The organism is Corynebacterium tuberculostearicum (assembly GCF_016894265.1).
Lineage (GTDB): Bacteria > Actinomycetota > Actinomycetes > Mycobacteriales > Mycobacteriaceae > Corynebacterium > Corynebacterium tuberculostearicum_D.
Window position 1 is genome coordinate 2,355,757 of sequence record NZ_CP069791.1, and the last position, 21,907, is coordinate 2,377,663.

A 21,907-nucleotide genomic window follows, 5' to 3' on the forward strand; every position below is an offset into this window, starting at 1 on the left:
TAGTTGATGAATCCTGCGCTCGATAGTGGAAAGCTTGGCTCAGCTAGTTCTCGCCCAAGACATGAAAAGTACTGCTTAACGCTCCAGATATTTTCTAATTGTCTACTATCCATAGTTTATGAAGATTCTCTCCTACATAATCGCTGTCGCAACGGTGATGCTTTCTTTGGCTTCCTGTTCCTCTCCGGAGTCACAGAAGGAAGAAACGACGGCACCTAGCACCTCCAGCACGGCAGATAGTTCAACTATCAGCTCCAGTTCCACAAGCTCTGCCCCGGTAACGTCCTCTTCGGAGCCACAACCGACAGCGAAAGCTGAGCCTTCGCTTGCCGACGCTCCCCTAACGAACACTGCCGAATCCACCGCAGAACCCACCCTGACCGAGTGCGTCTATGGCGGCGGTAGCTGGACCACCAACGGTTGGTACAGCGATGGAACTATCCGCTGGGCGCAAGAATGCCAAAACCTCCACGACGAGCAGATGGCAAAGTACTCCTACCGGTGCCCGCAAACGAATCACTACGTCTCCGATCCATCTCAGTGTTCCTCCCCGGCGGGCAGCGGGAACGGGGGTTCAGATTCGGATTTGCCCGCAGCGATGACACGAACCGGCGAGGTGGAAGAAGAGCACATGCGAGCACATAAATGGTGGGCGGATTGCGTGAACGCAAACTCCCCGGAGTACTGCCGAGAGAACGATCCATGGCAGCGAGGTGGTTACTGACGTTCTCTTACTATTGCCGCAGAATTAACCAGCGATTCACTGCGGCTATTTAGGCTGGAAAAGTTCCTTATAGGCCTTTTAACGGAGCTTTGTATGTCTGATTCAAATAGTCGTCCTTCTTTTAATCGTCGTAATTTCCTGCAGATTGCTGGTGTTTCGGCCGCGGCGGTGGCTGCTGGAATTAATGCACCGGCCAAGGCGGGTGCACAGTCGAGTCTGAGTTCATGGGGTTCTTCGCAAGGCGGTGAACTGCCGCAGGATTCGGAGCTTTTTGGCCTAGGTGTAGCGGCGGGCACGCCGCGGCACGATTCGATGATCTTGTGGACGCGCCTGGCCCCTGAACCGCTGGCCGAGGATGGCCATGGCGGCATGACCGGCGGCGATGTTCGCGTGGGTTGGGAAGTTGCGAAGGATGAGGGGTTTGGGGACGTCGTCAAGCAAGGCGAAGCACTAGCCCAACGCGAGCTGGCGCACTCGGTGCACCCGCAGGTGACTGGGCTGGAGCCTGCAACTGAGTATTTTTATCGCTTCCGCGTGGATGGCAAGGTGAGCCCAGTAGGTCGGTTTAAGACTCTGCCCGCGCCCGACGCAAAGGTGGATAATTTCACCTTCACCGTAGCTTCCTGCCAGGCGTGGTACCACGGCTATTTCACCCCATGGAAGCACATTGCGCAGGAACCGGACCTGGATATGACGATTTTCGTGGGCGACTACATCTACGAGTACGGCATTGTGGAAGGCGATAATCTCTGGCGCCAAGGCGCAAGCGTGCCTGATGTTTTCAAGGCCAAGGTGGAGACTCTGGAGCAGTACCGCCTGCGCTACTCGCTCTTTAAGTCCGATGAGAACCTGCAGGCCGCTCACGCGCGCGCCGCGATGGCGATTGTGTGGGATGACCACGAAGTAGAAAATAACTACGCCGGTAATTGGTCCGAGATTGGCACCAAAGCCGAGCACTTCCTTTACCAGCGCGCGGCTGCTTACCGTGCCTTTTACGAGAATCTGCCGGTTGCCCCGCCCGCGCTTCCCGAGGGCCCCAATAACCGCATCTATGATTCCTTCGACGTGGGCACGCTAATGCGTTTCAATCTGGTCGATACCCGCCAATACCGCGAAGCATCTGCAGAAGATGCCAGCATCTTGGGCGCGGAGCAGGAGCAGTGGCTCAACGATAAGCTCGCCACTTCCCCGGCACAGTGGAACGTGGTGGTCAATAGCGTGGTCGTCGTGCCGATCGCCGATAGCACCGATCAATGGGACGGCTTCCCCGCAGCGCGTCGCCGGCTTATCGAATCCCTTTCCAAGGTCAGTGACCCGATTGTCTTCACCGGCGATATTCATCAGCACTGCGCTGCCGAAATCCAATCTGAATCCGGCCAACCTGTAGGAGTGGAATTGGTTGCTACTTCCATTGCTTCCGATGGCGATGGCTTCGCCGGCTCCAAGAGCACCGAGTGGCTGGAAAAGCCATATGTGAAGGCCATGGATAAACGCCGCGGCTACATCAAGGTGCGCGCTTCCCGCGAGCACCTTGATTCCGAATTCGTCGTCGTGCCTTGGATCGAGCGTGATGATACCGCCCCGCGTGAGACTGCTTTCTCCTTCCGCACCAATGCCGGCGAGCACACGCTGCGCTCCCTCTAAACCCCGAAAGGACAATTCATCATGGGACTTTTTAGCTCGCTTTCCTCTTCTTCCTCTCGCCGCGGTTCTTCCCGCAAGAGTTCTTCTGACCAGGATTCCTCTGCCCCAGCTCCTGGTGCGGTTGCTGCTCCGCCGGCCGTAACCGGTGTTCAGGCAGAGTCGCAGCTCATGGAAAATTACGTCACCTGGGAGCCTGCCTCCTGGGACGTCGTTTTGGATCACTATCGCGTCATCGGCACTGATTCCAATGGTGTAGACGTGCTGTTGGGCAAGACGATCTTTCCCTTCTTCCGCCACTCCCGGCGCGATGTTGTCGGTGAAAAGTGGTCTTATTATGTCAAGGTGGTTGATGCTGCCGGTGCTGAGTCCTCTCCTTCTGGCAAAGCGACGTCTACCTCCCTGCCTTCGGTCACTGCTGGCACAGCGCTAGCTACGATTGGTTCCTTTGACCGAAAGGGCACGGAGTTTCAGTATTCCCCAAAGGACTACAAGAAGATCGTCACCGCGCATCCAGACCAGACAATCACTGTTGGACCGGATGCTACGCCCGCCGACGTCCCCTACCTTCTCCCCGGCCCCGGCGATAAGTGGGCGGGAAGCAAGGCTTACACGCTGAAGTGGACGGTGAAATTGGATAAGCCCACCGCGAAAGCGGCACTGGCGCTATGGCTCATTGACACTACCAAGCTCGGCGGCATTCTCGACGTCACTGTTAATGACTTTCATAAACAAGTAGAGCTCCCACAGGGCGCAACGCAAGGTTCGCGCCAAGGCGATGCCAGCGGGGACCCGACCCCGCTGCGCCCCGCAGCAATCGAGTTTGATCTCGCCGAAGATACCCTAAAGGAAGGAGAAAACCAGCTGGTTTTCACTCTCCGCGAAGGAGGCTGGCTTGCGTGGGATGCACTGGGGATTTTTGCTAAGTGACACCACTCAGACGGTGTTTTGCCTAGACTTGGAAAATTGTTCACCAATTTCTGATGTACGGTAGTAACATCTGCATACTCTATCTACCTCGCTAGCATCGCTAGTCTCCGGTGCTGAAAGGATTTAGCTCCCCTTATGCCTACTGTCTCTGATCGCCTAAACCGTGCCCAGCAGAATCATAATGCGGTGATTACCATCATCCCGTTTGATGAACACGCGGTGGATCTTTCGCCGACCCTCAAGGGGCTGCCGGTGGCGTTCAAGGACATTGTGAATGTGGCGTACGTACCAACCACCTGTGGCTCCAAGGTCAAAGCTGTCTGCACACCTGTGAAAGACGCGCCGGTGGTACAGCGTCTCACGGCCCAGGGCGCGCTGCCGGTGGCGAAGGCGAATCTACAGGAATTTTCCTATGGCATTTTAGGCGATGCCTCCGCGTACGGACGCGTTATCAACCCGCGCGATCCCGAAGTATGCGGCGGTGGGTCTAGCTCCGGGTCCGCCGCTTTAGTGGCGTGCGGTGCGCTCGACCTGACAGTTGGTTCCGATAGCGCTGGCTCGGTGCGCGTACCGGCCGCCTGCCAGGGCGTTTTGGGCTTTAAGCCCACCTTCGGGCTAATTCCGGTAGAAGGGGTCTTCCCCTTTGCCCCCAGCTTCGATTGCATTGGTTTCTTTGCCAGCTCCGTTGACCTAATTGAGCAGGCTTTTATCGCCACTACGGATGAGGAACCGGCCGCGGCACAGGACATTTCATCCATCGATGTCACCGCGCTTAAGGCCAAAGGCGAACGCTTTGCTGAACTCTTGGCGAAGCTGGAAACCTCGGACTTTGAACTCAGCGAGGGCGTAGATTTGGAAGAAACCATCGCCGCTACGGCCAAGCTCTATGAGCCGATGCGCCTGAAGGAAGTCTATGACGTCCACCGGCCATTGCTGGATCAGCGCGATAAGTACCAAGACGTTATCTTGCAGCGCGTTCTGGGTGGAGAAGATATCAGCCAAGAAAACTATGACGCGGCTGCACAGGGCGTAGAGAAGCTGCGCGAGGAAGCACTTGCTCTGCTTGGCGACGCCTCCATTATCCTCACCCCTACCCTCGATTCCGGTCCCCTCAAGTGGTCCAATATCACCCCAGACAATGCCGCGGAATCGGCTGCGAGCCTGCGGCGTTGGACCGAGCCTTTCAATGTGCTCGGATGGCCAGCTATTACCGTGCCGCTGCGCGGCGAAGAGGAAGAAGGAGTGGGTGATGCGGTGCAGGTCGTCGGCAAGCCGGGCGAAGACTTGACCGTCCTGCGCGTTGCCCGCACGCTGCAGGCCTTGCTCTAAGTCCCTGCTAGAAGGGTCTTTTCCTGCGTGCGCGGCCGCCAAAAGGCAGCCTCGACGGCGGTAAGTTCCTTGAAGTGCGCTGAGGTGAGCTCGTCCATCGCTTTGATATAGCCGGGGACCTCCTCGCGCGGCAGGCGCAAGCCCATGGTCAGGTGCGGGGTCCAGCGCGGCCCCCGCCCGTCTGGGTTGGCGGCACTGATTTTTCTCGCAGCAATTTCTAGCTCATCAGTGGTCTCAAGGAGCCAGGCCACGGTCTGCTTGCGCTTGGTGCCAAAAATGACGTTTCCTACCCGGCGAAAATCCGCGGGGATGACGGCCGGCAGCAGTTCGGCGGCCAAGTCCACCACTTCCGGCTGCATGTGCGGCGAAAAGGTCACCGTAATGTGCGGGCGTTGCTGCTGGATTGGAAAGCCGCGCTCAGCAAGACCGGCAAAGATGTCGCGCACCTGATCTTCCTGCTTTTTCGGCAGGTAGAGCAAGATATTATCCGGCGATGCTTTACTCACGAGCGAGCGTTCCCTTTCTATAGCGGAGTGCTTCCAGCGTACCGGCCATCGAGTAGGCAACCTCCTCTTGTGTCAACGCAAACGATTGCCGTTTAATGAGAGTCATGAGCACTACAGAGTCATCGCCCCTCATCCTCGCCATCACGGCGTGTCCGACGGGCATCGCGCATACCTATATGGCGGCCGAGAACCTCGAGGCCGCAGCCCAAGAGCTGGGCTACCGTATCAAGATTGAAACTCATGGTTCCATCGGCGTCGAGGGAACCTTTAGCAAGCAAGACATCGACGAAGCCGACGCCATTGTCATTGGTGCCGATACGGTCATTTCCAAGGACCGCTTCCACGGCAAGCGTCTCGAGGCCACCGGCGTGGACGAGGCCATCAAGCACCCGAAGGAACTGCTGAGCAGGTCCTTGAGCGCCACGCGCTGGGAGGGCTCTTCCGAGAAGACGGAGGAAGAGACGCCTCGGAAAAATAGCGTAGGCCAAACCTTGTACAAGGCACTGATGAACGGCGTCTCGCACATGATCCCATTCGTGGTCACTGGTGGCCTGCTCATTGCGGTGGCACTGTCCATCGGCGGCACGCCCACGCCTGAGGGCATGGCGATTCCGGAAGATAGCTTCTGGAATACAGTCAATGAGCTTGGCGCCCTGGCGTTCTCGCTTATGGTCCCGGTACTTTCCGGCTACATTGCAGTGGGCATCGCGGATCGCCCGGGCCTTGCCCCTGGCCTTATTACCGGACTCATCGCCACCACCGGCTCGCTTTACGGTTCTGAGGCAGGTGCCGGATTCTTGGGCGGCATTGTCACCGGTATTTTGTCCGGCTATGTGGCTCTTGCCATTAAGAAGATTCCGGTGCACAAGTTCATCGCACCGATTTGGCCCATCATCGTTATCCCGATTTTCACCACGCTCATCGTGGGGCTCATCTTCATCTTGCTCATTGGTGCGCCGGTCTCGGCCGCGTTCGAGGCAATGACCAACTATCTCGCTGGAATGCAGGGCTCCTCCGTCATCGTGCTGGGCCTTATCCTGGGCGCCATGATCGCCTTCGATATGGGTGGCCCCTTCAATAAAACGGCCTTCCTCTTCGGCGGCGGTATGATCGCGGCCGGCAATGCGGCGCCGATGGGCATGGCGGCATGTGCGATTGCCGTACCTCCCCTCGCCGTGGGCGTAGCTACGCTCCTGCGCCGCCGCTGGTTTACCAAGGCTGAAAAGGATGCGGGTATCGCCGCGTTGTTCATGGGATTCTTCGGCATCACCGAAGGCGCCATCCCGCTTGCGGCTGCACGCCCGCTACAGGTCATCCCCGCCAATGTTGCCGGTGGTGCCGTAGCCGGTGCGCTCGCCGGTCTTTTCGGTGCACAAGACCACGTCATGCACGGCGGCCCGATCGTCGCGGTGCTCGGCGCGGTAGATAACGTCGTTGGCTTCTTTATCGCCATGCTTGCCGGCATCGCTGTCTGTGCTGGCCTTATTCTCCTGCTGGTGGGATTGACGCAGCGCAAGGATAAGCCGCTTGTTGCTGTCGATACGATTAGCCTTGATAAAGATCTGGGTTCATCTAGCGAAGAGGTCATTCGCTCCATGGTGAAGCTTACTTCCTCCCGCATGTCCGATATGGAGGCGGTAGCTGGGGCTGCCTTAAAGCGCGAGTCAACCCGCTCTACCGGGGTAGGCCACGGCGTGGCCATTCCACACGCACGCTCGGCCGGCGTGAAAGTGCCCACCCTTGCCTTTGCCCGCCTACCCGAAGGTATTACATGGGGAGAAGGCGAAGAACCGACTAACCTTGCCTTCCTTATCGCTGTGCCTGATAATGCCGGCAAGCAACACCTCAAGCTGCTGTCCAAGCTGGCGCGCAGCATCATGAAAGAAGACTTCCGCAACCAGCTTTATGGCGCACAAACCCGCAAGGAAGCAGCCGAGATCATTTCCTCGGCTCTTTCTCCTGCCCCAGCTTCTCAAGGGACAGAAGCGCCCGCAAAGGCATAATACTTCGTTCAATGTGGCGCTCGGCGATTCATCGCCGGGCGCTTTTCTTATTCCTTTCTAAACCCCGTTCACCGAGCGCACAACGACGCCGAGAGACAACTGCCGGGCAACACCCATAGAAGCAAAGGACAGGTAGAGGTTAAGCAACCTAGTAAATCTCACGATCTTTATAGGTTCAACCAAGAAACGGACGCGTTTGCCTATGCCTGACTTAAAACTCCACCCTCATGACTCAAGCACTTACTGCTTCTCCGAGAATCTAAGACACTGACTAGAAACCACCCCCGTTGGGGAGGAGAAATACGCAACCGACTGAGGGATTTCAGGAGTTTCCTAGCTCAATTCGAGAAATAACTAAGAAGCAATTAGTTATACGGAACATCAACTTCAAATATTCTAATAATTGCTGTTCAAGTCGATTTTATCTGCTGGAATTGATTAACTTTTAAACAAAGGGGAACGGATTTTTCTGTTGATTCTCCCAGTTTCCCGCCTGATTCTCCGCCAGGTTACAGAAGAAAGGTTCCGCTCATGTTCACCCCTACTATTCGCTTCTCCACCAAAAAATTTATAGCCCCTGCCCTTGCAGCAGCCATCGCATTGGGCATGTGCGTTGCACCCGCTGAAGCCTCCAGCTCCCTAAGTTCCTCGGGCAACTTTAATGGCGCGAACCTTCCGGTGCCGACGCTAAACCTTCCCGCCGCGCCGGCTACAGCAGCAAAGCCCGCCGCTCCGGCTTCCAATCGCGTGCAGAGCATCATCAACCACACCAACGAATACCGCCAGGCACACGGCCTGCGCCCGGTTCGCGCTAATGCCGCACTCAATGGGCTGGCTCAAGATTGGGCCGACCAGCTGGTGCGCGCTGATAAGCTCAGCCACCGCCCGCAGCACTGGAACTACTACCCTTCCAATATCCCGGCCGGCGGCGAGAATGTCTTGCAGGCGTGGAGCGACTATTCCGATGCCCTTCTGGTCAAGCTTTGGTACGAATCCCCGGGGCACCGCAAGATTATGCTGGACCCACGCGCCAAGACCATCGGAGTCGGCGTTGCCATTAACTCTGAAGGCAAGCTTTACGCTGTCCAAAACTACGGCCGCTAAAGATTTCACAAGCTAGAACCTTCGGACCCTTGGGCTCTAGCAGGCCATGCCACCTCCTCCCGGACCTCTTACCCGGGACGGGGCGGTTTTCTCGCGCCTAGGTGGGGGTGCGCACGCGGGTAAACGAAACGTAACCGTCTTCACAAATGACAGTGGCGAGGGTTACACTTAATGACATTCGAATTGTTCAACAATCTTAAGGACGGTGTTGAATGTCCTCGCTCCATATCGATCTCAATGCGGATTTGGGAGAAACCACTGCGGGCAATCCGGTCGCAGATGACGCGGCAATGCTGGAGATGGTGTCCTCCGCAAACGTGGCCACCGGCTTCCATGCGGGCGACCCACACTCGATTGCCGGCACGCTCAAGGCGGCAGCAGAAGCAGGCGTGACCGTAGGCGCACACGTAGGTTATAACGACGCCGCAGGTTTCGGCCGCCGTTTTATCGATTACAACCCGGACGAGCTAGCAGACGAGGTGACCTACCAAATTGGCGCTCTCGACGCTTTGGCCCGCGCCAATGGCACCAAGGTCTCCTATGTAAAGCCGCACGGGGCGATGTATAACGCAATCGTGAAAGATGAGGCGCAGGCAGAAGCCGTCATCAAGGGCATTAAGGCCTTTGGAGACTTGCCGGTGATGTTGCTGCCAGGGGGTGTAGCGGTGGACGTCGCCAAGCGCAGCGGGCTTAACGTCATCCGTGAGGCCTTTGCGGACCGCAACTACAACCCCGATGGCACGCTGGTCTCGCGCAAGGAAGCCAATGCGGTGCTCGGCAGCGCCGATGAGGTGGTGCAGCGAGTGCTTGAGGTGGCGCAGACCGGGTCGATTACAGCCGTGGATGGCACGAAGCTCGAGGTGGATGCGCAATCCGTATGCACCCACGGTGATTCGCCCGGCGCGGTGAAGCTGCTGCGCGGCGTGGTGGAGCGCCTGCGGGAAGAAGGCATCGAGATTCGGAGCTTTATCTAATGCACATTAATTTTGTGGGCACGCGCGCATTGCTCATTGACCTGGATGGGCTAAATCAGGTCATGGATTGGCACGCGGCGCTTTCTGCCAAGCCGTTGAAGAATCAGGTGGACTGCATCGCGGCCGCCACTACCCTACTGCTGACTTTTGAAGCGCCCGATTCGGCACGGGATGCAGCGGAATTCTTGCAGGACTTCTCCCCTGCCACAGCCGCGACCGCAGAGGCGCGCACGGTAGAAATCGATGTGCTCTATGACGGCGAGGATATCGATGGGGCCGCAGACCTGCTTGGCCTCTCGCGCGAGGCACTCATTGAGTGGCATACCGCCACCGAGTGGACCGCGGCCTTTGGTGGCTTTGCCCCGGGATTTACCTACTGTGCGCCGTCGGACCCCTCCCAGGCGCGTGCGGTGCCCCGGCGGTCCAATCCCCGTACCGCGGTGCCGGCCGGTGCTGTGGGTATCGCGGGTGAGTTTTCTGCGGTGTACCCGCGCGTTTCCCCGGGCGGCTGGCAGCTGCTGGGCACCACCAATACGCCGATGTGGGATTCCAATGCCAACCCACCGGCCTTGGTACAGCCGGGTGACCGCGTGCGCTATCGCAGCGTGGATAAGCTGCCGGAGCTTGTTGATCACTCTGCCCGCTCGAAGCGCGCCCCTGCCCGCTTGCCGCGCATGGAGGTTATCGATGCCGGCCTGCTCACCCTCTACCAGGACTTGGGACGCCCCGGTGTGGGCGATCTCGGCGTGACCCCCTCCGGGGCCGCCGACCGCGCCGCCGCCGCGACCGCCAACGTGGCCGTGGGCAACCCGCGCGGGGCAACAGTGCTGGAGAATATCGGCGGCATTAAGCTCCACGCGCTCACCGATACCGTCATTTGCGTCACCGGCGCGACCGCGCGTGTGCGCCTCGGCGAGATGCCGGTTCACCTTGCTCGCCCCGTGCTGGTCACGGCCGGGCAAACCGTCACGGTAGACCCTGCGACGGTAGGCATGCGCAATTACGTTGCCATCCGCGGCGGCATCATCGCCGAATCCGAGCTCGGCTCGGCGGCCACCGACGTCCTTTCTGGCCTTGGCCCGGACCCGGTCACCACCGGCGATGTCATCGGCGTGCTGCCGCGCTCTACCGGCATGACCGACGCCCAGCTGGCCAACCCACTGCGCGTGCGTGAAAGCTCCGATGGAAAAACCCGCGCCACCCTGCGCTGCGTACTCGGACCGCGCGATGACTGGTTTGGTGATAATGTTTCCGCCTTCCTGGATACCGAGTGGACCGTCACCTCGGATTCCAACCGCGTGGGCCTGCGCCTCGATGGCGAAGAACCAATTGAACGCGTTAAAGACGGCGAGCTCCCCTCCGAGGGCATGGTCGCCGGCTCGATCCAAATTCCGCCCAATGGCAAGCCCGTGGTCTTCCTCCGCGATCACGCCGTGACCGGTGGCTACCCGGTCATCGCCACCGTATTGGAAGAAGATATCGATATCGCCGCGCAGCTGCCGCCCGGCGCGCGCGTGAAATTTGAACTCGTAGCACCCCAAGCCTTAAACACTGGAGAACAGAATGCAGATTAAGACCGTCCTCATTGCTAACCGCGGCGAGATTGCCGTGCGTATCGCCCGCGTCGCCCGCGACCTGGGCATTAAGTCCATCGCCATTTATTCCGAAGCAGACGCTGGTGCCTTGCATACCCAGGTAGCGGATGAAGCTTATGCGCTGCCGGGCAATACCGCGGCCGATACCTACATGAACGTGCCCGCGCTGCTTGATATCGCGGTGCGCGCCGGCGCCGACGCCATCCACCCGGGCTACGGCTTCTTGTCCGAGAACGCCGACTTTGCCCGCGCGGTTACCGAGGCCGGCATGATCTGGATTGGCCCTTCCCCGGAATCCATCGAGTTGCTCGGTGACAAGATCGCTGCGCGCCGCGTGGCCGAGGAAGTCGGCGCGCCGCTGGCACCGGGTACCTCCGATCCGATCGATGACTGGCAGGAGGCCCGCGCCTTTGCCGAAGAGCACGGCCTGCCCATCGCTATCAAGGCCGCTTATGGCGGCGGCGGACGCGGCTTGAAGGTCGTGGACAATATGGAAGAGATTGAGGGCGCGTTCAACTCCGCCGGGCGCGAGGCCATGGAGGCTTTCGGCCGCGCCGAGTGCTACGTGGAGAAGTTCCTCACCCACCCGCGCCACGTCGAGGCCCAGGTGCTGGCCGATGCGCACGGCAATGTGCGCGTGCTCGGCACCCGCGATTGCTCCACCCAGCGCCGCTTCCAAAAGCTCATTGAGGAGGCTCCGGCGCCCGCGCTTTCCGACGCCCAACGCAACGGCATCATCGAAGGCGCGCGCTCCATTTGTTCCAAGGTGGGCTACACCGGCGCCGGCACCGTGGAATACATCGTTTCCGAGGACGGCACCATTTCCTTCCTCGAGGTCAATACCCGCGTCCAGGTCGAGCACCCAGTTACCGAGGTAGTCACCGGCACCGATATCATCGCCGAGCAATTCCGCATCGCGGCCGGCGAACCGCTGTCCTTTGATGAGGATCCGCAGTCCCAGGGTCACGCTTTTGAGTTCCGCATCAATGCCGAGGACATCCTCAATGGCTTCGCCCCGTGCCCCGGCACCATCGTCTCCTTCGAGCCGCCGACCGGCCCGGGCATCCGCGTGGATTCCGCGGTGCGCTCTGGCTCTATCATCCCGCCGTACTATGACTCCCTGATTGCCAAGCTGGTGGTGTGGGGCCCGACCCGCGAGATTGCCCTGGCCCGCGCCCGCTTTGCCCTGCGCGAGTTCACCGTCACCGGCGTGCGCACTGTACTGCCGTTCCACCGCGACATGATGGATGAGCCAGCACTCATCGGCACTGCTGCACCGGCCGAGGACACCGCTGCCGCTGGTGCCTCTGAAATCGGTGTTTTCACTGACTGGGTGGATCACAACTACCGCCCGTCCGCTACTAACCAGGTGGAAAAGGTCGAGGCCATCTACACCCAGCGCCGCACTGTGGCCGTGGAAATCGACGGCAAGCTGGTCAACGTCGGCGTGCCCGTGGACTTCCTCGCCGCGCCGGGCGCCGGCTCGGCCGGTGGTTCTGCCTCCACCGCGCCATCTTCGGCCGGCGCGCAGTCCACCGATGACAATGCGGTCACCTCCCCGTTCGAGGCAAACCTCGTGGCCTGGAACGTTGCGGACGGCGATACCGTGGCCGAGGGCGATGCCATCGCCACCGTCGAGGCCATGAAGATGGAATCGGCCATCAAGGCTCCGCGCGGCGGTACCATCAAGCTCCTGGCTGCAGAAGGTGACCGTCTGGATTCCTCCAAGGTCATCGCGACCATCGATTAGCGCTCGCACCATCGTTATGCACCTCATTTCAATGTGAGGTGCATAACTTTTTAGTACAGTTGTGGTCATGCTTTCCCAGTCTGTCGCCTCCGAGCTGCGCGAGGCCATCTCTGCCGGCGAGTTTCAGCCGGGCGAGCAGCTCAGCGAGGTCAAGGCGGCCGAGCGCTTTCACTGCTCGCGCAATACCCTCCGCGAGTCTTTCACTAGGCTTGCCGCGGAGCGCATTGTCGAGCGCATCCCCAATCGCGGCGTCTTCCTCGCGACGCCGGATACTGACTATATCCGTGACCTCTTTGCCGCCCGCGCGGCCATCGAACCGGCGGCGGTGCGGTGGGGCGCTTTTGCCGACGCCCCCTCGCTCGTCACCCTCACTTCCTCCGCCTTCGACTACGCGGCACGCGGCGAGCACCAGGAAGTCTCCGCCATCAACCAGCGCTTCCACCGCACGCTGGTCGCCGCGCTGGGCTCGCCTACGCTCAATGAGCAGATGGATAATCTTCTCGCCCGCATGCGGCTCACTTTCCTGCTGGCCATCCCGCGCTACCCGCAGCTGCATGCGGACCACATTCAAGGAAATATCACCTTGGCCACGCTCATCGCGGATGGAAAACGCCGCGAAGCCGCCACGCTTGCGCATGACAGCCTCATGAATACCTGCGAGAAGATCCTCGCCGTGCTGGACGATTAAGGAATGAGGAAATCTTGATCCCGGGCGTTGGTCACGAGCATCTGGCCCGGCGCGTGCGTAATAGCTAAGCGCGGCTTAGATTCCATCACGATGGCCTGCGGGGTCACACCACAGGCCCAAAAGACCGGCAGGCAGCCCTCTGGCACTTCGCCCGGATCGCCAAAGTCGGGGCGGGACAGATCCTCAATGCCAATGGCCGCCGGGTCACCCACGTGGACCGGGGCGCCGTGAACCGATGGGTAACGGGAGGTAATCCGCACGGCATCGGAGACCTGCGCGGCCGGAATCGGGCGCATGGAGACCACCATGGGACCAGAAAAGACACCGGCCGGAGTGGTGGGAATCGAGGTCTTAAACATCGGCACGTTGCGCTGCTGGGCGATGTGCGCGACCTCAATGCCGTTATCCTGCAGCGCAGTCTCGAAGGTAAAAGAGCAACCGATAAGGAAGCTGACCATGTCTGGGGTGTAGTACGAGGTGGCGTCGGCAAGCGTGGCTGTATACTCGCCGTTTTCAAAGACGCGGTAGGCCGGAATATCGGTGCGGATGTCCCCACCCGGCAGCAGCCCGGAGGTATACTGACCAGCTTCCAGCACGCCCACAATCGGGCACGGTTTGGGATTGCGCTGGGCAAAGAGCAAGAAATCAAACGCGTATTCCTGCGGCACGGCCAGCAGGTTAGCCTGCATGAAACCGCGGGCGTGCCCGGCGGTGGTGGCCATGTCATGCCTGCGCGCATACTCGCGCACCTGCTCCGGGGTCTGCATTATGCCCACAGCTCGGTGATGCCGGAGAAAGCCTTGAAGCCGATGATGATGGTGAGTCCCCACGCCAGGGTGCCGATAATCAGCAACCACTTGGGATACTTGTATCCCTGCAGGAGGTCGCGGCGGCGCCAGGCCACCCACATCACGAGGGCGAAACCGATGGGCAGGATCAGGCCATTGATGGCACCGGCGAAGATGAGCAACTTCTGTGGCGCGGAGTTGATGGCCACGAAGACTACCGTGCACACCGCAATGAAGACGATGGTGAGGATATTGCGGGTGCGCGTCGAGGTGTCCTGGGAGGTCACGAAGGATACCGAGGTATAGGCGGCACCGATAACCGAGGACAAACCGGCCGCGAAGAGGACCACGCCGAAGGCACGCAGGCCAAACTCGCCGGCGGCATTGTAGAAGGCATCGGCCGCGGTGTTGTCGTCCGAAAGCGCCACGCCGGTGGCCACCACACCGAGGACCGCCAAGAAGAGGAGCATGCGCATGATGCCAGTGACCACAATGCCGCTTACCGAGGTATAGGTAATGTTCTTGACGTTTTCCACGCCGGTGTGGCCGGAATCGATGAGGCGGTGCGCGCCGGCAAAGGTGATATAACCACCCACGGTGCCACCGATGATGGTGGTGATGACGAAGAAATCGATTTCGCCCGGCGCGACGGCATTCTTGAGCGCCTCGCCCACCGGTGGCTGGCTGACCACAGCAACGTAGAGCATCAGCAGGATCATGACCGCGCCCAAGACCGCGACGAGGCGGTCAAGCGCCATGCCTGCCTTCTTGGAGAGGAAGATAAAGATCGCGATGGCCGCGGCAATGACGCCGCCGATGCGCGAATCGATGCCCAGCATCGCGTTAATGCCTAGGCCAGAACCGGCAATATTGCCGATATTAAAAACCGCGCCACCGATGAACACGAATACGGCAAGCACCCAGCCCAGGCCAGGGAGCACGGTATTGCCCAAGGTATTGGCCCGCATACCGGTCACGCAGAGAACGCGCCACACATTGAGCTGGATAGCGATGTCCACGAGGATGGACAGCATAATCGCAAACGCGAAGGATGCCCCCATCTGCACGGTAAAGACCGAGGTCTGGGTCAAAAATCCCGGACCGATGGCGGAGGTGGCCATAAGGAACATGGCACCGGCCATGGCGCCGAGGCCTTTGGGCGGGGTCTTGTCCCCCGCCTGCGCCGGAGTGGCGTGTGATGTCTCAGCACTCACTATATTTCACCTTTCGTGATGCAGGTCGCATTAGTTTGTGATGCGCATCATCTTAAAGGTTGCTATGCCTTTTGTTCAACAACTTTTATGCGTTGTGGGGTGACTCGGGGGTGATCTAGGCTACTTTTCTCGTTCGTTTTCCCAGGTGGCTGGCGATTATCCGCAAAGCCTCGTCCGGCGCTTTCATATCGCTGGGGCCAAAGCGCAGCACCACGTATCCGCGGTTTTCTAGCGCTCGCTGCCTCTTTATCTGCTGCTTGACCACGTGGGCGGGTGCCTCGCCATAGGTGCCGTCATACTTGGCATCGCCATCGACCTCGAGTACCAGCCAGCCATCGAGACAGAGATCTGCCCGATATTTCCCGAGCAGCGGTTTCTGCGGCTCAATTTTCACCTGCGGGAAACGCTCAATAATGAGGGCTCGCAGATAGGACTCATAGGGCGATTCCGATCCGCCATACGCGTGCTCGATAACCTTACGCATGGCTGCTTGTCCCTTCGTGCGCTGCATCTTTGCAAGCTCTTCGCGCAGGTCGTATGTGGTGACGTCGTGTTGGCCGAGGGCAGAATCGGTAGCTACCAGGCCATCTGGGAAGCCGTGTAGCCGAGCGATTTCAAGGCAGGTGCGGGCAGGATTCGTGGCGCGCACACCCGCTATCGACACCATGGATTCTTGAAGGGACTTTACTCGGCGGTACCGGTAGCCTTTCGGGGTGAGCCTGCGTGGGGGCACGCTTCCCGAAGGCACCGCTAACTCCACCTCCTCCCCTGCCGTAGAAATTACCCACATTCCCCACAACCGCGCGGCCGATTTACCGATGAGGACGGCGCGGTGGATGCTCCACCCGGCAGCGACTACTTTGGCGAATTGTTGTTTTATGGCGCACCCATTGCCTCCAGGTGGCTGTGGGAACGGCGATCCAGGGCGCTATCTGGGTGAGCTCACCGCGCTGGAGGGCTAAATGGTGCGGACTTTCGGCTCCGGCGTAACGAAGGTTGATGAAGTGATCTGTAATCATGGTTTCATCTTCTCGGCTGGCGGGGCGGGGCGCGCTTCATGAGGCTCAGGAAGGTGAATTTCCGAGGACCTTGAGTGAGGGGCGGAACTTTAGGTCCAAGGTGATCGGGCCGATTTGAGGGCGTTGAGGCTGATTTGAGGGCGGGTTGTGCTCAGATCGGCTCGATCACATTCGACCTAAGGAGAAGTAGTTCACAGCGGCGGTGTGGGGGATAATTCAGCAGCGCGGTTAACCGTGCTTTACTAGAGATAATGGAACCCATCGAGCTCTCAGAACTAACCGGTACGCAATCGCGCACCTACGGCACCCGCAAGATCACCTCGGATATGGTCTCGGCACCAATCCATGTTGCGGTCGCGCTCTGGGACGAGCGTTGGGATTCCGCCCCCAACGGCACCATCGAAGGCTGGGTCATCGCGGTCAATACCAAGCAGACGCGTTTTGTGCGCCGCGGCCAAACGAAGAAGGGCGATATCGTCGATATCGCCGTGCGCGAGGTCAAACGCGCGCTCAAGGGACTCGACGGACGAGTGTGGATTGTCACTGGTCGCAGGCAGAATGCGTTGCGAGCGGCACTCACGGCTGACGGTTTCACGGTGACGGGAAGCTTTGCGGGAGAAAATAGGGCGTCGAAAAGCGCGAGCTCTGTGCGCAGAAAACAAGCCGGCCTGACCGCCCGGAAGGCCCGCAAGATGGGTGAGGCGCCGAAAAAGATGCAAGCGACACAGGTAGAGACGCCGAAAGCACACTGGTGGCCGAACTTCTCGCGCGCCTCCTCGTGGGCCGAGGGCGACGTGGTGCGCATAGCCACCGATGCTTCCTCGGATACCGTATTCAAGGGGTCGATGTGCTTCGTTGCGGGAAACGGCGACTACCGATTGCGAACTCGAGAAACCAAGGCGAGCACCGATGAGCTCGAACTCGAAGCACTGACGCTCGCGCTGAAATACCTGCTCAAGGTGGGTGCGCGCAAGGCGGTCATTGAGTCCGATTCCGTAGCCGCTTTGGAGGCGGTCGAGCAGATTGTGCATAAGCGCGGCTCTAAAGCATCACGGCCGGGGCGCACGTGGCGAGGGGTGTCTTCAGGTGCGCGGTCGCGATTCCAGCAAGCTTGGGGCGATATCCAAGGCCAATGCGAGGTCGACATTCGCCGTGTGCTCGGGCATGCGGGCGATCCGCTGAATCGGGCGGCCGACCAGATTGCGTACATGGGGTTGCGCGCGATTGCGCATCCGATGAAGCAGTCTCGCGAGACGCTGCGCGAGGGGATTCAGAAAGCTCTCTCGGCGTTGTGAACCAAACGCTAAAGGCTTAGGGCTGATCTGATCAGGCCGAATTGAGGGAGTTAGGGCAGATCTGAGGCGGCCCAGCCTTCAGATCAACCTGATCAGTATGGACCTAACGACAATTGGCGCGCTGGGGGTCACATCTGAGCCAGCCGGCCTGCGGAGCTTAAGCTAGGCGGCGGGCGCCGTCTCCCGGGCGGGCCACCAAGAAGGTGGGTTCTGGGAAGCCGCGTGATGCTGCGGCGTCGTTAATGGCCTGGGCAGTGGACTCGACGTCGGAGCGCGGGATGAGCGCGATGACTGCACCGCCGAAGCCGCCGCCAGTCATGCGGGCGCCGAGTTCGCCGGCCGCGGTGAAAGCGGAGTCGAGTTCCGGAGTGGTGACTTCGTACAGGTCGCGCAGGGAAAGGTGGCTTTCGCGCATGAGGCGGCGGAACTCTGCCGGGTCGGAAGAGGTAAGCGCGGTGGCGGCGGCTAAGGTGCGGTCAGTCTCTTCCACCACGTGGCGCACGCGGCGGTGGTATAGGTCAGCCTCCTGGGGGTTGACGGTCGCGGCGAAGGCGACGGCATCTGGGATTTCGCGGATGGAGCGGCCGGCGGCAGCCTGGACGGCGTCGATGACGCCGCGGCGGGAGGCATATTGGCCGTCGGAAAGCGTGTGCGGCGCATTGGTGTCCGCGATGAGCAGCACCATGTCCTGGGCTTCGATATTGAACGGCACGCGCTCGACGGCGCCGGCGGAAAAATCCAGGAATAGCGCCTTGCCGCGCTGGCCAAAGAGGCTGGCATTTTGGTCCAAGCCGCCGGTAGAGGCGCCAACCACCTCGTTTTCGGCGCGGATGCACGCCTGGGCCAGCTGCGCGCGGGCGGCGTCATCGGGGGTGTGGCCGTGGCAGAGTTCGTAAGCGGCCACGGCCACGGAGCACTCGAGAGCGGCGGAGCTGGACAGGCCAGAGCCGACGGGGACATCGGAGACGATGGCAATATCGAGGCCGGTGCAAGTCAGAACGTCCGCGGCAGTGGCGGCCCAGACGGTGCCGGCAACGTAGCCGGACCAGTTGGAAGGGTGGCCGGGGCGGACATCGGAGAGAGGGAGGCTGGCCTGGGCAACGCTGCCGTCGTATTCGGAGGCTATCCGGAGAAGGCCATCGGTGCGGGGTGCGACGGCGACGGCGGTGTTTTGTTCCAGCGCAAAGGGGATGGAGGCGCCGCCGGCGTAATCGATGTGCTCGCCGATGAGGTTGACGCGGCCGGGAGCAGCCCACACGCCGGCGGGCTCGGACGCGTCCGAGAAGGCAGCGGCGAAGAGGTCGCGGGCTGCGGCGACAAGCTCCGCATCGCTGCGGGTGTCAATCCAGTTAAGCATCCCAGATCTCCTTAAAGCGGGCGGCGATGCGCTCCGGGGTGGTGTCATTGATCCACACGGCCTGCGAGGACTCGGAACCGGCGAGGTACTTCATGCGGCCGGGCGAGCGCATGAGCGAAAAGAGCTGCAGGTGCATGCGGATGCCGGGGCGCAGTGCCTCGTCCACCGGCGCTTGGGTCCAGCCGGCGATATACGGGGTCTTGTCCACGCCATCGAAGAAGCGGTCCACGGCGGAGTACAGCTTCTTGAGCAGGGGCGCGAGGTCGGCGCGTTGGGCGTCGGTAAGCGCAGCGAAATCGGGTACTTCCTCGTTGGGCAGGACCATGGCTTCCAGCGGCCATTTGGCGGCGGCGGGAACGAAGACGGTGAAGTGCTCGGTCTCGGCGATGATGCGGGTGCCGGCGGCGCGCTCGCGATCGAGGAGATCCTGGAAGAGGTCGCCATCATAGGCGCGGGCGGAATCCACGATGGAGCGCAGGCGCGGCGAGAGGAAGGGATAGGAGTAGATCTGGCCGTGCGGGTGTTGGAGGGTCACGCCGATTTCCTCGCCTCGGTTTTCAAAGGGGAATACCTGCTGCACGCCGTCGATCTGGGATAGCGCGGCGGTGCGGTGAGCCCAGGCCTCGATGACGGTGCGGATGCGCGATTCCGGCAGGTCCTTGAAGGACAGGGCTGGGTCCTCGGTAAAGCACACCACCTCGCAGCGGGCGCGGGCCGGAAGGCGCGGCACCACGCCGAGCAGGTTGTCATCCTCTGGGTGCTCGATGTCCGCGGCGGTGGCAAAGGACGGGAAGCGGTTTTCAAAGACCACTACGTCATAGCTGGGGCTGGGGATCTCCGTGGGTAGCTGGCCTTCGCGCGTGGGTGCCAGCGGGTTCTCGTTGGCCGGTGGCAAGAAGGTGCGGTTCATGCGGTGGGCAGCAAAGGCTACCCAATCCCCTGTTAGGGGATCCCGGCGCATTTCGGAAGCGGGGGCGACGGTGGGGATGTCGCGGGCGTCGACAAGCACGCGGTCGGGGTGGGGCTGGTCGTCGAAGTAGAGGATCTCGCGGCCGTCGGCAAGCGTGGCAGAGGTAATCTCAACCATTAGTTTTCTCCTGGGATGGTGATGGGCTTCAGGCGCGCCCACAGCACAAAGGCGGCGGCCACGGCCAGCAAAGCAAGGCTTGCCCATAGGTTATCGCTGGCGTTCTTTGCCTGCCCGGTATCCGGGTTGATGCCTGGGTCAAGGAAGAAATAGCAGCCGAGCAAAATCAGGCCGTAGAGGCCGAGGAGTGCGGCGATGACATTGCGCAGGTCGAATGCACCCGCGCGCTTTTTCTCAGACATGTTGGGCTCCTTAGGCGAAGATGACGTTGAGGGCTACGGCCATCACCAGGCAAATGATGCCCAGCGGGACGGTCTGCTGGTACCACGGCAAGGACTTTTCGGTGTAGTCCTCAAAGTGGTCCTTGGGGGTCACGGAAGAGACGAAGCCAACCAGCTCGCTATCCGGCTTGGGCTGGGTGAACAGGGTGACCACAATGGATACCAGGATATCCACCACGAAGGCCACACCGGCCGCGACGAAAGCGGTGCCTTGGCCGGGCAGGTTGATCATGTCCGTGAAGGATGCGACGTACCAGAAGGCAATGGCGGAACCGGTACCGGCTACGAGTCCGGACCAACCGGCGTGCGGGGTCATGCGCTTCCAGAACATGCCCAGAATGAAGGTGGCAAACAGCGGCGCATTGAAGAAGCCAAACAGGGTCTGCAGGTAGTCCATGATATTGCCAAAGTTTTGCGCGAGCAGCGCGGTGAAAATGGCAATAGCGGTGGCGATAATCGTGGCGATGCGGCCGAACTTCAGGTAGTAGTCATCCTCGCGGTCCTTGACCACGTAGGTCTGCCAGATGTCATAGGAAATGACGGTATTAAAGGCGGAGATATTCGCGGCCATGCCGGCCATGAAGGAAGCGAGCAGGCCGGCGATCGCCACGCCCAGCAGGCCATTGGGCAGAAGGTCGCGCATGAGCAGCAAGATGGCGTCGTTGGGCTCCGCGCGCTCCTCCATCAAATCGGCCACGGAGACGGAGGCAACCATGCCCGGGATGACCACGAGGAAGGGCACGAACATCTTGGGGAAGGCGCCGATGATCGGGGTCTTGCGGGCGGCCGAGATGGAATCGGAGGCCATGGCGCGCTGCACCTCGACGAAGTTGGTGGTCCAGTAACCAAAGGAAAGCACGAAGCCGAGGCCCAGCACGATGCCGATGACGGACCACACTGGGTTCTCAAAACCGGAGATGTCCGTGCCCGGCCACGTGTGGAAGTGCGAATCCTGGGCCACCGCGTCCTTCAGCCCATTCCAACCGCCAACGCGGTTCAAACCAATGATGGTCAGCGGGGCGAGGGCGGCGATGATGACGAAGAACTGGAGGACCTCGTTATAAATGGCAGCCGAAAGGCCACCCAGGGTGATATAGGACAGCACGATGAGGCCGGCGACGAGGAGCGATACCCACATCTGCCAGCCCAGCAGGGCCTCCACGATGGTGGCCAGCAAGTACAGGTTCACGCCGGCAATAAGCAGCTGGGCCACAGCGAAGGAAATCGCATTGACCAGGTGCGCGGCATTGCCAAAACGCTTGCGCATGAACTCCGGCACCGAGCGCACCTTGGAGCCGTAGTAGAACGGCATCATCACAATGCCCAAAAAGACCATTGCCGGGATGGCGCCGATCCAGAAGTAGTGCATGGTTTGGAAGCCATACTCCACGCCATTGGCGGACATACCGATGATTTCCACCGCGCCCAGGTTGGCCGAGACGAAAGCCAGTCCGGTCACCCAGGCGGGCAATCCGCGGCCGGAGAGGAAGAAGTCGATGGAGCTAGACACTCGGGCCTTGGCGGCCCAGCCGATGCCTAGCACGAAGAGGAAGTAGATGGCTACCAAAAAGTAGTCCACCCAGGAGGCATCGAGCCTCAATACGGATTCAGCAGTCTCCATG

General features: G+C 60.5%; 19 protein-coding genes. 10 read left to right on the top strand and 9 right to left on the bottom strand.

Annotation, left to right across the window (positions count from 1 at the left end; all coding sequences use genetic code 11):
• Positions 1 to 132 precede the first annotated feature (132 nt).
• Complete coding sequence (locus tag I6J28_RS11240) at positions 133 to 351, bottom strand: hypothetical protein (RefSeq protein ID WP_204609968.1); 219 nt, start codon at positions 349 to 351, stop codon at positions 133 to 135.
• Positions 352 to 817: 466 nt separating this feature from the next.
• Here I6J28_RS11240 and I6J28_RS11245 point away from each other — a divergent pair, with 466 nt between their 5' ends.
• The 3 genes from I6J28_RS11245 to I6J28_RS11255 all read left to right on the top strand — a co-directional run bounded on the left by I6J28_RS11245 (position 818) and on the right by I6J28_RS11255 (position 4,624).
• Positions 818 to 2,368 carry an alkaline phosphatase D family protein gene (locus I6J28_RS11245; protein ID WP_204609970.1) on the top strand — a complete coding sequence of 517 codons (1,551 nt, stop codon included), beginning with the start codon at positions 818 to 820 and terminating at the stop codon, positions 2,366 to 2,368.
• Between the two features lie 21 nt (positions 2,369 to 2,389).
• A complete protein-coding gene (locus I6J28_RS11250) occupies positions 2,390 to 3,295 on the top strand; it encodes a polysaccharide lyase family protein (protein WP_204609972.1) in 906 nt (301 codons plus the stop codon).
• A gap of 135 nt (positions 3,296 to 3,430) precedes the next feature.
• Positions 3,431 to 4,624 carry an amidase gene (locus I6J28_RS11255; protein WP_204609974.1) on the top strand — a complete coding sequence of 398 codons (1,194 nt, stop codon included), beginning with the start codon at positions 3,431 to 3,433 and terminating at the stop codon, positions 4,622 to 4,624.
• On the opposite strand, the gene I6J28_RS11260 is transcribed toward I6J28_RS11255, so the two are convergent.
• A complete protein-coding gene (locus tag I6J28_RS11260; protein ID WP_204609976.1) occupies positions 4,621 to 5,130 on the bottom strand; it encodes a 2'-5' RNA ligase family protein in 510 nt (169 codons plus the stop codon). The genes I6J28_RS11255 and I6J28_RS11260 overlap by 4 nt on opposite strands.
• Positions 5,131 to 5,234: 104 nt before the next feature.
• Here I6J28_RS11260 and I6J28_RS11265 point away from each other — a divergent pair, with 104 nt between their 5' ends.
• From I6J28_RS11265 to I6J28_RS11290, 6 genes are all read left to right on the top strand, one after another.
• Complete coding sequence (locus I6J28_RS11265; protein ID WP_204609978.1) at positions 5,235 to 7,133, top strand: fructose-specific PTS transporter subunit EIIC; 1,899 nt, start codon at positions 5,235 to 5,237, stop codon at positions 7,131 to 7,133.
• A gap of 531 nt (positions 7,134 to 7,664) precedes the next feature.
• A complete protein-coding gene (locus I6J28_RS11270) occupies positions 7,665 to 8,237 on the top strand; it encodes a CAP domain-containing protein (protein ID WP_204609981.1) in 573 nt (190 codons plus the stop codon).
• Between the two features lie 212 nt (positions 8,238 to 8,449).
• Complete coding sequence (locus I6J28_RS11275) at positions 8,450 to 9,211, top strand: LamB/YcsF family protein (RefSeq protein ID WP_204609983.1); 762 nt, start codon at positions 8,450 to 8,452, stop codon at positions 9,209 to 9,211.
• Entirely contained in the window at positions 9,211 to 10,785 is a 1,575-nt protein-coding gene (locus I6J28_RS11280; RefSeq protein WP_204609985.1) for a 5-oxoprolinase/urea amidolyase family protein, read from the top strand. Before I6J28_RS11275 ends, I6J28_RS11280 begins: the two co-directional genes overlap by 1 nt.
• Positions 10,775 to 12,556 carry an acetyl/propionyl/methylcrotonyl-CoA carboxylase subunit alpha gene (locus tag I6J28_RS11285; RefSeq protein WP_204609987.1) on the top strand — a complete coding sequence of 594 codons (1,782 nt, stop codon included), beginning with the start codon at positions 10,775 to 10,777 and terminating at the stop codon, positions 12,554 to 12,556. The genes I6J28_RS11280 and I6J28_RS11285 overlap by 11 nt, the downstream gene beginning before the upstream one ends.
• A gap of 67 nt (positions 12,557 to 12,623) precedes the next feature.
• A complete protein-coding gene (locus I6J28_RS11290; RefSeq protein ID WP_204609989.1) occupies positions 12,624 to 13,244 on the top strand; it encodes a GntR family transcriptional regulator in 621 nt (206 codons plus the stop codon).
• Here I6J28_RS11290 and I6J28_RS11295 read toward each other — a convergent pair.
• From I6J28_RS11295 to I6J28_RS11825, 3 genes are all read right to left on the bottom strand, one after another.
• Entirely contained in the window at positions 13,241 to 14,011 is a 771-nt protein-coding gene (locus tag I6J28_RS11295; RefSeq protein WP_204609991.1) for a putative hydro-lyase, read from the bottom strand. The genes I6J28_RS11290 and I6J28_RS11295 overlap by 4 nt on opposite strands.
• Positions 14,011 to 15,174 (bottom strand): NRAMP family divalent metal transporter, encoded by a 1,164-nt coding sequence (locus I6J28_RS11300; RefSeq protein WP_204611468.1) that lies wholly within the window; start codon positions 15,172 to 15,174, stop codon positions 14,011 to 14,013. The genes I6J28_RS11295 and I6J28_RS11300 overlap by 1 nt, the downstream gene beginning before the upstream one ends.
• A 187-nt stretch (positions 15,175 to 15,361) precedes the next feature.
• Positions 15,362 to 15,895 (bottom strand): endonuclease domain-containing protein, encoded by a 534-nt coding sequence (locus I6J28_RS11825; RefSeq protein WP_239454608.1) that lies wholly within the window; start codon positions 15,893 to 15,895, stop codon positions 15,362 to 15,364.
• A gap of 621 nt (positions 15,896 to 16,516) precedes the next feature.
• Here I6J28_RS11825 and I6J28_RS11310 point away from each other — a divergent pair.
• Positions 16,517 to 17,560, top strand: a complete 1,044-nt coding sequence (locus I6J28_RS11310; RefSeq protein ID WP_204609994.1) for an RNase H family protein — start codon at positions 16,517 to 16,519, stop codon at positions 17,558 to 17,560.
• Positions 17,561 to 17,717: 157 nt separating this feature from the next.
• On the opposite strand, the gene galK is transcribed toward I6J28_RS11310, so the two are convergent.
• The 4 genes from galK to I6J28_RS11330 are packed head-to-tail and all read right to left on the bottom strand — an operon-like array spanning position 17,718 to position 21,906.
• Complete coding sequence (gene galK / locus I6J28_RS11315; protein WP_204609996.1) at positions 17,718 to 18,917, bottom strand: galactokinase; 1,200 nt, start codon at positions 18,915 to 18,917, stop codon at positions 17,718 to 17,720.
• Positions 18,910 to 20,004 carry a galactose-1-phosphate uridylyltransferase gene (galT, locus tag I6J28_RS11320; protein WP_204609998.1) on the bottom strand — a complete coding sequence of 365 codons (1,095 nt, stop codon included), beginning with the start codon at positions 20,002 to 20,004 and terminating at the stop codon, positions 18,910 to 18,912. Before galT ends, galK begins: the two co-directional genes overlap by 8 nt.
• Positions 20,004 to 20,246, bottom strand: coding sequence for a hypothetical protein (locus I6J28_RS11325; protein ID WP_005322508.1), 243 nt, complete (start codon positions 20,244 to 20,246; stop codon positions 20,004 to 20,006). The genes galT and I6J28_RS11325 overlap by 1 nt, the downstream gene beginning before the upstream one ends.
• 10 nt (positions 20,247 to 20,256) lie before the next feature.
• Positions 20,257 to 21,906 (bottom strand): sodium:solute symporter family protein, encoded by a 1,650-nt coding sequence (locus I6J28_RS11330; RefSeq protein ID WP_204609999.1) that lies wholly within the window; start codon positions 21,904 to 21,906, stop codon positions 20,257 to 20,259.
• Between the last annotated feature and the right edge of the window lies 1 nt (position 21,907).

Excerpts from the sequence above, each read along its gene's own strand:
- I6J28_RS11280 (WP_204609985.1), top strand. The coding sequence starts at position 9,211 with ATGCACATTAATTTTGTGGGCACGCGCGCATTGCTCATTGACCTGGAT.
- I6J28_RS11300 (WP_204611468.1), bottom strand. The coding sequence starts at position 15,174 with ATGGCCGGTGCCATGTTCCTTATGGCCACCTCCGCCATCGGTCCGGGA.
- I6J28_RS11325 (WP_005322508.1), bottom strand. The coding sequence starts at position 20,246 with ATGTCTGAGAAAAAGCGCGCGGGTGCATTCGACCTGCGCAATGTCATC.
- I6J28_RS11255 (WP_204609974.1), top strand. The coding sequence starts at position 3,431 with ATGCCTACTGTCTCTGATCGCCTAAACCGTGCCCAGCAGAATCATAAT.
- I6J28_RS11310 (WP_204609994.1), top strand. The coding sequence starts at position 16,517 with ATGGAACCCATCGAGCTCTCAGAACTAACCGGTACGCAATCGCGCACC.
- galK (WP_204609996.1), bottom strand. The coding sequence starts at position 18,917 with ATGCTTAACTGGATTGACACCCGCAGCGATGCGGAGCTTGTCGCCGCA.
- I6J28_RS11250 (WP_204609972.1), top strand. The coding sequence starts at position 2,390 with ATGGGACTTTTTAGCTCGCTTTCCTCTTCTTCCTCTCGCCGCGGTTCT.
- I6J28_RS11290 (WP_204609989.1), top strand. The coding sequence starts at position 12,624 with ATGCTTTCCCAGTCTGTCGCCTCCGAGCTGCGCGAGGCCATCTCTGCC.
- I6J28_RS11275 (WP_204609983.1), top strand. The coding sequence starts at position 8,450 with ATGTCCTCGCTCCATATCGATCTCAATGCGGATTTGGGAGAAACCACT.
- I6J28_RS11265 (WP_204609978.1), top strand. The coding sequence starts at position 5,235 with ATGAGCACTACAGAGTCATCGCCCCTCATCCTCGCCATCACGGCGTGT.
- I6J28_RS11270 (WP_204609981.1), top strand. The coding sequence starts at position 7,665 with ATGTTCACCCCTACTATTCGCTTCTCCACCAAAAAATTTATAGCCCCT.
- I6J28_RS11330 (WP_204609999.1), bottom strand. The coding sequence starts at position 21,906 with ATGGAGACTGCTGAATCCGTATTGAGGCTCGATGCCTCCTGGGTGGAC.
- I6J28_RS11295 (WP_204609991.1), bottom strand. The coding sequence starts at position 14,011 with ATGCAGACCCCGGAGCAGGTGCGCGAGTATGCGCGCAGGCATGACATG.
- I6J28_RS11245 (WP_204609970.1), top strand. The coding sequence starts at position 818 with ATGTCTGATTCAAATAGTCGTCCTTCTTTTAATCGTCGTAATTTCCTG.
- galT (WP_204609998.1), bottom strand. The coding sequence starts at position 20,004 with ATGGTTGAGATTACCTCTGCCACGCTTGCCGACGGCCGCGAGATCCTC.
- I6J28_RS11285 (WP_204609987.1), top strand. The coding sequence starts at position 10,775 with ATGCAGATTAAGACCGTCCTCATTGCTAACCGCGGCGAGATTGCCGTG.